The 12,186-nt window shown below is 65.9% G+C and carries 11 protein-coding genes; 4 read left to right on the top strand and 7 right to left on the bottom strand.

Going from position 1 to position 12,186, the window contains the following annotated elements; all coding sequences use genetic code 11:
• The first annotated feature begins 8 nt into the window (after nucleotides 1-8).
• Entirely contained in the window at nucleotides 9-188 is a 180-nt protein-coding gene (locus ABB29_RS13105; RefSeq protein WP_057659807.1) for an oxidoreductase-like domain-containing protein, read from the top strand.
• A gap of 102 nt (nucleotides 189-290) precedes the next feature.
• On the opposite strand, the gene mnmG is transcribed toward ABB29_RS13105, so the two are convergent.
• Nucleotides 291-2,180, bottom strand: a complete 1,890-nt coding sequence (gene mnmG, locus ABB29_RS13100; protein ID WP_057659805.1) for a tRNA uridine-5-carboxymethylaminomethyl(34) synthesis enzyme MnmG — start codon at nucleotides 2,178-2,180, stop codon at nucleotides 291-293.
• Nucleotides 2,181-2,613: 433 nt separating this feature from the next.
• Nucleotides 2,614-3,183, bottom strand: a complete 570-nt coding sequence (locus ABB29_RS13095) for a hypothetical protein (protein ID WP_157062652.1) — start codon at nucleotides 3,181-3,183, stop codon at nucleotides 2,614-2,616.
• A gap of 192 nt (nucleotides 3,184-3,375) precedes the next feature.
• Here ABB29_RS13095 and ABB29_RS13090 point away from each other — a divergent pair, with 192 nt between their 5' ends.
• On the top strand, nucleotides 3,376-4,335 hold the full coding sequence (locus tag ABB29_RS13090) for a threonine ammonia-lyase (protein WP_057659801.1): 960 nt from the start codon (nucleotides 3,376-3,378) through the stop codon (nucleotides 4,333-4,335).
• Nucleotides 4,335-4,943: a YdcF family protein gene (locus ABB29_RS13085; RefSeq protein WP_057659799.1), complete on the top strand. Its 609-nt coding sequence runs from the start codon at nucleotides 4,335-4,337 to the stop codon at nucleotides 4,941-4,943. Before ABB29_RS13090 ends, ABB29_RS13085 begins: the two co-directional genes overlap by 1 nt.
• A gap of 21 nt (nucleotides 4,944-4,964) precedes the next feature.
• Here the strand turns inward: ABB29_RS13085 and bioC are convergent, their stop codons facing one another.
• The 4 genes from bioC to bioB all read right to left on the bottom strand — a co-directional run bounded on the left by bioC (nucleotide 4,965) and on the right by bioB (nucleotide 9,130).
• Nucleotides 4,965-5,846 (bottom strand): malonyl-ACP O-methyltransferase BioC, encoded by an 882-nt coding sequence (gene bioC, locus ABB29_RS13080; protein ID WP_057659797.1) that lies wholly within the window; start codon nucleotides 5,844-5,846, stop codon nucleotides 4,965-4,967.
• Between the two features lie 39 nt (nucleotides 5,847-5,885).
• Complete coding sequence (bioH, locus tag ABB29_RS13075; RefSeq protein ID WP_057659795.1) at nucleotides 5,886-6,647, bottom strand: pimeloyl-ACP methyl ester esterase BioH; 762 nt, start codon at nucleotides 6,645-6,647, stop codon at nucleotides 5,886-5,888.
• A gap of 62 nt (nucleotides 6,648-6,709) precedes the next feature.
• Nucleotides 6,710-7,930 carry an 8-amino-7-oxononanoate synthase gene (gene bioF / locus ABB29_RS13070; RefSeq protein WP_057659793.1) on the bottom strand — a complete coding sequence of 407 codons (1,221 nt, stop codon included), beginning with the start codon at nucleotides 7,928-7,930 and terminating at the stop codon, nucleotides 6,710-6,712.
• 147 nt (nucleotides 7,931-8,077) lie between these two features.
• Nucleotides 8,078-9,130 (bottom strand): biotin synthase BioB, encoded by a 1,053-nt coding sequence (bioB, locus tag ABB29_RS13065; protein ID WP_057660032.1) that lies wholly within the window; start codon nucleotides 9,128-9,130, stop codon nucleotides 8,078-8,080.
• Nucleotides 9,131-9,208: 78 nt separating this feature from the next.
• On the opposite strand from bioB, the gene ABB29_RS13060 reads away from it, so the two are divergent.
• Nucleotides 9,209-9,916, top strand: coding sequence for a ComFC family protein (locus ABB29_RS13060; RefSeq protein WP_057659791.1), 708 nt, complete (start codon nucleotides 9,209-9,211; stop codon nucleotides 9,914-9,916).
• A gap of 71 nt (nucleotides 9,917-9,987) precedes the next feature.
• Here ABB29_RS13060 and ABB29_RS13055 read toward each other — a convergent pair.
• On the bottom strand, nucleotides 9,988-12,186 hold a 2,199-nt coding region (locus tag ABB29_RS13055), incomplete at its 5' end, for a DUF11 domain-containing protein (protein WP_057659789.1).

Below are 12,186 nucleotides of genomic sequence, written 5' to 3'. Positions count from 1 at the left end.
CCACCGCCATGCAATCGTCCGGCCATCACGACGATGATCCACGGCCGCAGGAACCGGAAAAGCCACTGCCCAGCGATTGTTGCGAAAGTGGCTGTCCGATCTGCGTCTACGATCTGTATGCGGAACAGATGCAGCAATACCGCGAGCAGTTGGCGGCATGGAAACGCCGCCACCCCGACCTGGCGTAGAGCGGAGCTTGCTCCGCTGCCTTTCCGCGACGTCGGTGTTTCTATCGGATGAGGGATTCTCCAGCGGAGCAAGCTCCGCTCTACGAGAGCAGACCTGCGCGATCAGGCGACCTTGCTGCGGCGGGCGCGGGTCAGGTGCACCAGCAGCAGTGAAACCGCCGCCGGGGTCATGCCGGGGATGCGCTGGGCCTGGCCGACGGTGGCCGGGCGTACCCGCTCCAGCTTCTGCTGCACTTCCGCCGACAGGCCACGCACGCTGGCGTAATCGAAATCCTCGGCAATCGGCGTGTTCTCGTTGCGCTGCTGACGCTGGATTTCTTCGCGCTGGCGATCCAGATAGCCAGCGTACTTGACCCCGATTTCGACCTGCTCGGCGACCTTGGCGTCGTCGACTGCCGGGCCCAGCGATGGCAGCTGCATCAATCTGGCGTAGTCGAGTTCGGGACGCTTGATCAGGTCCAGCACGTTGGTTTCGCGGCTGACGCTGACGCCCAGCGTGGCTTCCAGTTCGCGCCCCAACGCATTGGCCGGCGTCGCCCACAAGGCGGCCAGACGCTGGCTTTCACGGGCGATGGCTTCACGCTTGCCGGCAAACGCCTGCCAGCGTTCATCGTTGACCAGGCCCAGTTCGCGCCCGGTCTCGGTCAGGCGCAGATCGGCGTTGTCCTCGCGCAACTGCAAGCGATACTCGGCGCGACTGGTGAACATCCGGTACGGTTCGTTGGTGCCATGAGTGATCAAATCATCGATCAGCACGCCGATATAGGCTTCATCACGGCGTGGGCTCCAGGCCGGCAGATCCTGCACCTGGCGCGCGGCATTCAGGCCCGCTACCAGCCCTTGCGCCGCGGCTTCCTCGTACCCGGTGGTGCCGTTGATCTGACCGGCGAAGAACAACCCCTGCACGGCCTTGGTTTCCAGCGATGGCTTCAGCCCGCGCGGATCAAAGAAGTCGTATTCGATCGCATAACCGGGCCGGGTGATGTGCGCGCGCTCGAAGCCGCGCATGCTGCGGACCATGTCCAGTTGCACGTCGAACGGCAGCGAAGTGGAAATGCCGTTGGGATAGATTTCAGCCACGTCCAGGCCTTCGGGTTCGACGAAGATCTGGTGGCTGGCCTTTTCGGCGAAGCGCACCACCTTGTCTTCGATCGAGGGGCAATAGCGCGGGCCGATACCTTCGATCTGGCCGCTGTACATCGGCGAACGATGCAGCGCATTGCGGATGATCTCGTGGGTACGCTCGCTGGTATGGGTGATCCAGCACGACACCTGGCGCGGATGATCGCTGGCCTGGCCGATGAACGACATCACCGGCATCGGCGTGTCGCCGGGCTGCTCTTCCATCACGCTGTAGTCCAGCGAACGGCCATCGATGCGCGGCGGCGTGCCGGTCTTCAGCCGATCGACGTTGAACAGGCCTTCGCGCAGTTTCTGCGCCAATGCCGTGGCCGGCGGATCGCCAGCGCGACCGGCCGCGTACTGGGTCTGGCCGACATGGATTTTGCCGGCCAGGAAGGTACCTGCGGTCAGCACCACCGCGGCGGCGTCGAAGCGCAGGCCGGTCTGGGTGATTGCGGCGCGGACACGACCGTTCTCGATGACCAGGTCATCGACCGCGGCCTGGAAAACCGTCAGCCCCGGCTGCGCCTCCACCGCCTGGCGGATGGCGCTGCGGTACAGATTGCGATCGGCCTGGCAGCGGGTCGCCCGCACCGCCGGCCCCTTCGAGGCATTCAGCGTGCGCCACTGGATGCCGGCGCGGTCGGCGGCCAGCGCCATGACCCCGCCCAGCGCATCGATCTCCTTGACCAGATGGCCTTTGCCGATGCCGCCGATGGCCGGGTTGCAGCTCATCGCGCCCACCGTTTCCATGTTGTGGGTCAGCAACAACGTGCGCGCGCCAGCACGCGCCGACGCCAGAGCGGCCTCGGTACCGGCATGGCCACCACCGATGATGATGACGTCGTAGCGATGGAAATCGGAACTCATGGAATCTGCACCAGCGGGTCTAGGAACAAACCGGAACGCATGCTCGGCCAGGTTGGCACGCTTCATGCTACGTACATCATGCACCCGTCGTGGCAAGCGTTCAGGGGCGCAGGCTGGAATTGGAACAGGGGCCAGCCATGCGCATGACGGGGATGCCGAGGGGCCGATAGTCGGGGGACTATCGGCCCCTTTTTTCGCGCACGCAGGATACCGCTTCGGACATGAAAAAGCCCGGAATTACCGGGCTTTGGCTGCGCGCGACATACGCGCTGCGGGTAGGCGCCGACGTCCAGTGGGGCCGGAACAGGGGGGATCCAGATTTCCCCACGGGACGTCGACATAAACCGTATATAACCCAATTACGTCACAAAGCGACGCAACCGGTCAATCCACAGACCGGAGCTTGCGACGGACGGACGCGCAAATCAAGCGTTTATTGTTCGACCTGGCGAATTCTGGGATTGCCGGGGCGGCCCTTGGGCACGATGCGCACCGGCATCTCGCGCAGCCGCGGGCCCTGGACACGGGGGGCGGCCTGGGTCGGCTCGACCGGTCGGACCGTGGTGCGAGGCCGCGGGTTCGGGCGACGCGGCACATCGCCACGGCCCTGCCAGGCACCGTTGGTGGGGTCGCGCCACGGTGGCTTGCCGCTGTTGTTGCCATGGTCCGGCCGGTGATCCGGGCGGTCAGGCCTGCCATCCGGGTGGCCGGGGCGGTGTGGCGGGCGCGGCGCTGGCCGGTAGCCCGGGTAGTACGGGTTGACGTAGCCCGGACCATACCAGCGGTTGTAGCCGTAGCCCGGGTAGCCGTAGTAGCCGCCATAGCCACCGCCGTAACCATAGTAGCCATTGCCGTACAGGCCGATGGAGCCACCGGAATAGGTGGTGGTGGGGCGGCCATAGTAGTAACCACCGGGCGCACTGCTGCCACGGTAGTCATAGGTGGCGCAGCCACCGAGTGCGGTGACGGCAACCAGCACGGTGCTCAGTAGATAGCGGTTCATGACGGGCCCCTGTTCGAAACTGCAGTCTGCAGCATCGGTGGCCGGCATTGAATCCGTCCTTAACTCGGCCAGACCATTACATGACCGCTCAGCGCAGCGTCAGCCGCGCCGGGCGACAGCAAGCTTAATTGCCGGCATCCGCTGTTCCACGCGGTCGTTTGGCGCTGGCGTGGCATGCGTTAACCTTTCCACATGAATGAACCCTTCTGCAGTTTTGCCGACGTGCTGGCCGCCGCCGCCCGTATCGCGCCGCATGTGAATGCCACCCCGGTGCTGCAGTCACGCTCCCTGGAGCAACTGCTCGGCGCGTCGGTCTGGTTCAAGGCCGAGCCGATGCAGCGCACCGGCTCGTTCAAGTTCCGCGGCGCCTGCAATGCGGTCTGGGCACTGCCGGCAACGCAGGCGGGCAAAGGTGTCATTACCCATTCTTCCGGCAATCACGGTGCGGCGCTGGCGCTGGCCGCGCGAACCCGCGACATCCCGTGCCATGTGGTGGTGCCACACGGCGCGGTGCCGGCCAAGGTCGCCAGCATCCGCCGATACGGCGCCACCGTCCATGTCTGCGCGCCCACCGCCGCCGACCGCGAGCAGACCTGCGCCCGCATTGCCGGGGAAACCGGCGCCACGATGATCCATCCCTACGCCAATGCTCAGGTGATTGCCGGCCAGGGCACCGCCGCGCTGGAACTGATCAACGCAGCCGGGCCACTCGATGTGGTCATGGCCCCGGTGGGTGGTGGCGGACTGATGTCCGGCACCGCCATCGCCACGGCGGCGATGGCACCGGCTTGCGCCCGCTGGGGTGCCGAGCCGGAAGGCGCCGCCGATACCGCGCGTTCACTGGCAGCAGGCCGGCGCGAGGTCGATTTCGTCCCCGATACGGTCTGCGACGGTTTGCGCGGTCCGGTTGGCGCGCCCAATTTCGAGCTGCTGCGCGCGCATGGCGTGCAGGTCACCACGGTCAGCGACGATGAGACCGTGGCAGCGATGCGGCAGCTGTGGGAATGCCTGAAAGTGGTGGTGGAACCGTCCTCGGCAACGGTGCTGGCGGCGCTGCTCAAGCAGCGCGATGCGATTGCCGGCAAACGGGTTGGCGTGATCCTGTCCGGCGGCAACGTCGATCTGGATGCCATGCCATGGAGTAGCCGCTGATGGCACGTACACGCCGCAAGCGTGTCGGTCCCTGGCGCTGGCTGCTGCGCCTGCTGCTGCTGGTGCTGCTGTGGCTGCTCGGGGTGGCGGCCTACATCATGTGGGTCGGCGGTCGCGACCAGGCGGCACCAGCCGACGTCATCATCGTGCTCGGCGCTGCGGCCTACGATGCCAAGCCTTCGCCGGTGTTCGAAGAGCGCATTCGCCACGGCGTCGATCTGTACAAGCGCGGCTATGCCAGCAAGATCATCTACACCGGCGGTTATGGCGGCAGCGGCGCGCGCTTTTCCGAATCGCAGGTCGCCCGCCGCTACAGCATCAAGGCAGGGGTTCCGGAGCAGGACATCCTGATCGAATCGGTGTCGCGCAATACCCACGAAAACCTGCGCCAGGCGCGTGGCCTGATGCAGACCTATGACCTGGAGCGCGCCATCATCGTCAGCGATCCGATGCACATGGCGCGGGCATTGCGGATCAGCCACGAGCTGGGCATCGACGCTGTCGGGTCGCCTACCCCAACCAGCCGCTTCCGCAGCTTTGCCAAGTCCTGGCGCTTCCTGCTGAGCGAAGTCTACTTTTTCCACCGCGACCGGCTGCCGACGCCCTAGCGCCGGCGACGGCCGGATCGATCATTGCTTGCGCCGGATCGGAATCTGCGCCACCGGCACCGCGGCGACGTCGCGGCCATGTTCGCGGATCGGTGCACCTGGCGGCGGGGCCCATGCCTGCGCGTAGATGACTTCCCAGGTGCTGGGCAGCTTGCCGTTGCCATCGCGCAGGGGTTCGTAGGCGGCGCTCGCGGCGGCGAAACGGGCGCGGCCGGTCAAGGTGTGGCGACGACTGGCCAGCGCATTGGTCGCACCCATCGCGCGCAACTCGCGCATCAACGCGGTCATGTCCGGATAGGTCAGGTTGAAATGATCGCGATCCAGCACCGCATCGCGGAAGCCGGACATCAGCAACGCATCGCCGAACTGGGCGATGGAGGCGAACGGACTGACATGCGGGACCGCATCGGCGTGGCTGAATGATGCGCGCAACTCATGCAGCGTATCCGGGCCGAACGTCGAACACAGCAGCAGGCCACCGGGACGCAGCACGCGCCGGAATCCGGCGAACACGGACGGCAGATCCTCGACCCATTGCAGGCACAGATTGCTGAACAACACGTCGACGCTGTTGTCGGCCAGCGGCAGTGCGCGCGCGTCGGCGCATACCCGCGAAAACGGCTTCCACCAGCCCGCGCGCTGTTTGGCCTGCTGCAGCATCGGCAGGGCCAGATCCATCGCGATCACCTGCGCCTTCGGCCAGCGCTTGTGCATGGCTGCCGCGGCGCGGCCGGGACCGCAGCCCACGTCAAGCGCCCGGCCAGGCACCCGCGCATCCAGGTAATCGAGCGACTCCAGCAAACGCTTCTCGACCTCGTGCTGGAGTGCGGCGGCGGCATCGTAGGTGCCTGCCGAACGCGAAAATGCGCGGCGGATCTGGCGCTGATCAAACATCGGATTCATCACTGTACTGGCGGCGGCAACATCAGCAAACGGCCGCCATTATCGAATGCCGGCCATGAACGCCGATACCGCCTGGGCGACCTGGTCGGCGTGGCCGAGGAACGGCGCGTGGCCGCCACCGGCGATATCCAGATAGGTGCTGGCCGTGGCCAATGCCGCGGCTTCGCGCATCGCCGCAGGCGGCACCAGCCGGTCGCGATGCCCGGACAGCCACAGGCTGGGGACGGACAGCGCAGGCAGATGCTGGCGCAGATCGCTGCGTTCCAGCAGGCGCAGCCCGTCCTGGAGCACGCTCGGCGCCGGCTCGCCACGCGCATACAGGGTTTCCTTCAAGGTCCGCAGCTCGCTGCGCGCATGCTCGGAGCCGATGGTGTCCAGCGCCAGGAAGCGCTCAAGCGTGCCGCGGTAATCCTGTTGCAGCTCGCTGCCGAACTGCACGAACACGCCCGGGTCCACCGCCGATGGCCAGTCAGCGCCGCGTACGAAGCGTGGCGTTGCCGCGATCAGCAGCAGGCCCTTGACCTGTTCCGACACCGCCGCCGCGTGCAGCGCGAACAGCCCGCCCAGCGACCAGCCCAGCCACGGCGCTGGCGGCGTCCGCGCCAGGATCGCGCGCGCGCAGGCATCCAGATCCAGGCGGATGCCGGAATCGCGACTGTGACCATGGCCGGGCAGATCCACCACATGCAGCTCGTGCACGCTGGACAGGCGCTCGACCAGGGGCGCGAACACGCCGCCATGCAGGGCCCAGCCATGGATGAGGACCAGCGGTGGACCGCTGCCGATGACGTCGATATGCATGGGTTTATTGTCGTTGATCGCGGCGTGTCCTGCAGGCGCGGCGGTGCCGCGGCAGGCTCGCGTCAGGCGACTTCCTGCTCCAGTCGCTGCAACCGCTCGCGCTTCTGGATTGCTTCCCAGGAACGCGCCAGCGTATCGACCAGTGCATCCACCTCAGCCTCGCTGTGCAGCGCCGACAAGGTCACCCGCAAGCGCGCCTTGCCCTCGGGCACGGTGGGTGGCCGGATCGCCGGCACCAGCAGGCCGGCGCTCTGCAATGCATCGGACAAGGCCACGGCGCTGGCGTCGCTGCCGCACAACACCGGTTGTATCGGCGTGTCCGATGCCATCAACTGCAGGCCTGCGCGTTGCGCACGTTGGCGGAAGCGGGCAATCGATGCATTGAGCTTGTCGCGCCGCCACTGGTCCCGCCGCGCCTGGCGGATCGCGACCCGGGTGGCCGCTGCCTGCGCCGGTGGCAAGGCGGTGGTGTAGATGTAAGGGCGCGAGGTTTCGGCCAGGTGCCGGATCAACGCCGCCTCGCCGACCACTGCCGCGCCGTAGCCGCCGAGCGCCTTGCCCAGCGTCACCAGTTGCAGCGGTACTTCGTTCACGCCCATCCGCGCGTCGGCCACGCTGCCACGACCATGCGGTCCACGCACACCTACGCCGTGGGCATCATCGACGTAGAGCAAAGCCTGCTGCATGCGCGCCACCAGGCTCAGCGAACGCAGCGGCGCGACATCGCCATCCATGCTGAAGACACCGTCGGTCGCCAGCATCGCCACCCCATCGGGCGACTGTTTGAGCTGGCGCATCGCCCCTTCCGGATCCAGATGCGGGTAACGGCGCAAACGACAGCCGGCCAGACGGCTGGCATCAATCAGGCTGGCGTGGTTGAGTCGATCCTGGACACAGACATCGTCTTCGCCCAGCAGCGCCTGCTGCACCGCCAGGTTGGCCATGTAGCCGCTGCCAAACAGCAGCGCCGCCGGATATTCCAGCCATTCCGCCAGTTCCTGTTCCAGCGCGTGGTGCTGGGCATGATGGCCACTGACCAGATGCGAGGCGCCGGCACCGGTGCCATCGCGCGCGGCGCTGTCCTGCAACGCGTTGACCGCTTCGAACTGCTGCGAAAGGCCGAGATAGTCATTGCCGGCGAACTCGGTCAGCCAACGTCCATCCAGCTCGACCCGCATGCCGTCGCGGCGGGCGACGAGCCGGCGCACCCGCACCCGTCCTTCGGCCACCCGCTGTTCGCGCTGCACGGCAATGCGCTGGAAAAGATCGGGACGGCTGCTCATCTGCTGGATACCTCGAATGGATAACGGCTGCGCGGCAGCCATCGGCGGCAATCCGGGTATTCCTCAGTCGCTGGACACGGGGCGACCCGGGGTCGCCCTCGCCTCAACCGGTGCTGCCGGAACGCCCCTGGATCGTCCGCAAGCTGGTCACGCCGGCAGGCCGCACGCCGCTGGCCGGGTGATATCAGCGTGCACCGTAGCGCTGCCGGGAGGATCGTTTCTGTGATCGTCGTCGGGATTTGCCATGGCCACGACCATCGCCCGCAGGCCGAGCCGGGCGAACAACGCTTGATCCCGTTCCACGTCCGGGTTGCCGGTGGTCAGCAGCTTTTCGCCGTGGAAGATCGAATTTGCGCCGGCGGCGAAGCACAGCGCCTGCAGTTCGTCATTCATGCTCTCGCGACCTGCCGACAACCGCACCATCGCCCGCGGCATGCAGATCCGGGCAACCGCAATGGTCCGCACGAACTCAAACGGATCCAGTTCGCGAGTGCCATGCAACGGGGTACCAGCGACCTGCACCAGTCGATTGATCGGCACCGAGTCCGGATGCGCTGGCAGGTTGGCCAGCGCCCGCAACAGGCCGGCACGCTGCTGGCGCGATTCGCCCATGCCGACAATGCCGCCGCAGCAGGTCTTCATGCCGGCATCGCGCACGTGTTCCAGCGTCTGCAGGCGATCCTGGTACTGGCGGGTGTGGATGATCGAGTCGTAGAAATCCGGCGCGGTATCCAGGTTGTGGTTGTAGTAGTCCAGGCCGGCGTCTTTCAGCGCGTGCGCCTGTTCGGCCTTGAGCATGCCCAGGGTGGCGCAGGTTTCCAGGCCCAGCGCCTTGACCCCGCGGATCATCTCGGCAACCTTCGGAATGTCGCGATCCTTGGGTTCACGCCAGGCCGCGCCCATGCAGAAGCGGCTGGCACCGGCGGCCTTGGCCTGGCGCGCTTTCTCCAGCACTGCATCGGTACTCATCAGCTTCTGCGCATCGACGCCGGTGTCGTAGCGTTGTGCCTGCGGGCAATAGGCACAGTCCTCAGGACAGCCACCGGTCTTCACCGACAGCAACGTGCTGATCTGCACCTGCGCCGGATCGAAATGCTGGCGATGCACGCTGGCCGCACGGTACAGCAACTCAGTAAACGGCAAATCGAACAGCGCCAGCAATTCGTCCAGCTGCCAGTCATGGCGCAACGGATACGGCAGGGATTCGTGAGCAGACACGGCGGACTCGCAGGATTAAAGTCGACAAGTCTGGGAACCGGCTGGGGAGCTGTCAACCACATGGACGTGGCGAAAGTTGACAAGTATGTGGGCTGGGTCAGTCGCTGGCTGTTTGCGCCACGCTGCATCATCTGCAGCGAACGCGGCGACAACAGCATCGATTTGTGCCAAAAATGCCGGCTTCAGCTGCTTGACAACCGTTCCGCGTGTCAACGTTGCGGGCTGCCGCTGCTGGCTGGCGACCGGCTATGCGGCGACTGTCTGCAACGGCCATCCGCGTTGACCGAGGTGCATGCGGCGTACCAGTACGGGTTTCCGCTGGACCGCTTGATCCCGCGTTTCAAGTTCCATCGCGACCTAGTCGCCGGCAAGGTGCTGGCGCAATTGATGGTACAGGGCCTGCAGGCCCTGCCCTCGCCACCGCTGCTGGTACCGGTGCCGCTGCATCCTGCACGGCTGCGCCAGCGTGGCTATGACCAGGCGCTGGAGCTGGCCCGGGCGCTGGCCCGACAGCGATCGATTCCCTTGCGCGGCGATCTGTTGCGGCGGACCCGGGATACCGCACCGCAGTCGGAACTTGATGCGGCGGCGCGCAAGCGCAATCTGCGCTCCGCCTTCGCAGCGCCATCATCCGGCCGGTTGCCGGCGCACGTGGTGCTGATCGACGACGTGATGACGACCGGGGCGACGTTGCAGTCGGCCGCACGCTGCCTGCGGCGGGCGGGGGTCGAACGCGTCGATGCCTGGATCTGTGCGCGGGTCATCTGAGGGAAGGCGAAAAAAAAGCCCCGGTGATGAACACCGGGGCCGGTCGTGCACTGGGATGAATCCTCTCCGCCCTAGGAGCCAGGGTTGGATTCCCCATCCTCGTCGCCATCCTGGCGCCGCGGTTGCTCAATCGGCTGGTCTGCCGAGTCAGTCCCTTGTCGCAACGGGTTGCCCTGTGGAGCCGGCTTGCTGCCGAACTTCAGGGCAGGCTGGTTGGCTTCGGTCTGCACCGAACTCACCTCGCCTTGGGCCTTGCGGGCCTTGACCTGCTCGATGACGTCGCTGTTGCACGAGCCTTCGATGAAGTCGGCGCGGTGCAGCTCGCCCTTCTTCAGATCGATGATCAGGCTGCCAGCGTCGCCGACATTGCGCGAGCTGCTGGTCACCAGCCGACTGCGGGTTGGCAGGGTGATCTTGTCCACCTTCAACACGTGTGTGGTCGCACGCAGTCCGCAGTAGCTGTACTTGCCTTCCGAATCGCTGATCAGGAAGGTGCCGTCCTCGAAGTACAGGCGCACGCCGGGGATACCCAACTCTTCTTCATCCTTGATCGAGTTGGCGCTGCAGTCGACGAAGATCTGGCCGACCACACAACCCTCTTCGGTGAACACGCCGGCATCCACATCCACTTTCCAGCGCGACTCGTTGGAGCAGGTCCGGGTGCTGGTGTCACTGGCCTGTTCACGGCATTCGGCATGCACGCGGTTGATGCCGTCGCCCTCCAGCGAGCCCACGCCCAGACGCACCGAGTAGGTCAACAGGACTTCGGCACCCGGATCAATCCGATCCAGGGTCACCTCGATCCGCGGGCCCGGCACACCTTCAACCGATTCCACGTTGGCGCCAGTGACCCGCAGGCTGTCCTGCAGGACGCTGAAGCCAGCCGGCAGACGATCCACCAGCAGCGGACGGATGGCGACGCCATCGCCGTTGTTGCGTACGCGGATGCTGTAGTTGACCAGGTCGCCGATCTCGGCATCACGGGTGCTACCAGTTTTTTCCACTGCCAGCTGGCTGCTGACACCGGGCTTGGGCGTGTCCACGCAGGCGTCATCGCGCAGTTCGGTTTCGCCTTCCTGCAACAGTGCGTTATTCAACAGGCCGTTGCCGGCAGCACCTTCACCGACCTTGCAGGTGTCGTTGCTGGTGTCACTGCCCACCGCGATCTGCACCTGCAGGTTGAGTACATACACGTCCTGCTCGCCGGCGGCCAGATTGCGATCGGTCGCCAGCACCCACTCGCTGCTGCCGGTCAGATTGACGGCCGATTCCTCGCCACGCTGGTAGCTGGCAGCGATCACGTTGGCATCGCCATCAAAGCGGGCCTGGTCAGTCAGATCATAGATGCCTTCACCACCGCCCTCGTTGACCACGGTCAGCTCATAGGTCACCAGGAAGGTATCGGCACTGCCAGCAACCAATACCGGCTCACCCTTGACCTCTTTGGTGATCGTCAGCACCGGTCCGACCGGGGTCGGCACGCAATGCGCCGGATCCAGATCGTCGCAGATGCCCGGCGGCGGCGGCGTGCAGACGCCCGCTTCATCGCATCCGGTCGGCGGTTGGTTGACGTCGTCGGTGACGATGTTCACCAGGTGGCTGACGCCGGTCGGCAGACTGTCGTCGACACGGACCGCGACGATGACATCCACCGTCCCGCCGTTACCAGCGATCGGTCCGGTCACGTCAATCCGGCACAGGCGGTTGCCATCGCCAGGCTGGCAGCTGCTCACCACCGGATTGGCGCTTTCGATCGACAGCAGCGTCGAGTACTGCGGCAGCAGTTCGTAGAAGCTGTGCTGCTCGGCTTCGCCATCACCGACATTGGTGAGGGTGATCGTGTAGGTCAGGGTTTCGCCAGCTTCTGCCTTGCCTTCACGGGTGCCGGACTCACCGGTCAAACGCTTGGCCACCGTGACCTGCGAGCTGTCCGTCTCGGTCGACACACAATGATCCGGGTCGGTGGCCGGGTCACAGCCCTCCGGCGGGGTGGTGCACTGGTTGGCATCGGTGGCCGGGTCGCACGGCGGCGGCGGCGTACAGCTGGTATCACCCGGCTGGCAGACCTCATCGGTGACCAGGTTGTACAGGCTGATGCCACTGGGCAGCGCCGCATCGGCGGTCACCGTCAGGCTCACCGTGGCCGTGCCGTTGGCCGGCACGGTGGCCACCGTCAGGGTGCAGGTCTTGCGACCGGCATCGCCCACGGCGCAGTCACTGCTGCTGGCACCGCTCAACGCAGCCAGCGTGGTGTAGGCCGGAATGGACTC

It is taken from the genome of Pseudoxanthomonas dokdonensis (assembly GCF_001431405.1).
Taxonomy (GTDB): Bacteria; Pseudomonadota; Gammaproteobacteria; order Xanthomonadales; family Xanthomonadaceae; genus Pseudoxanthomonas_A; species Pseudoxanthomonas_A dokdonensis.
This window is presented reverse-complemented; position numbering and strand designations above follow the sequence as displayed.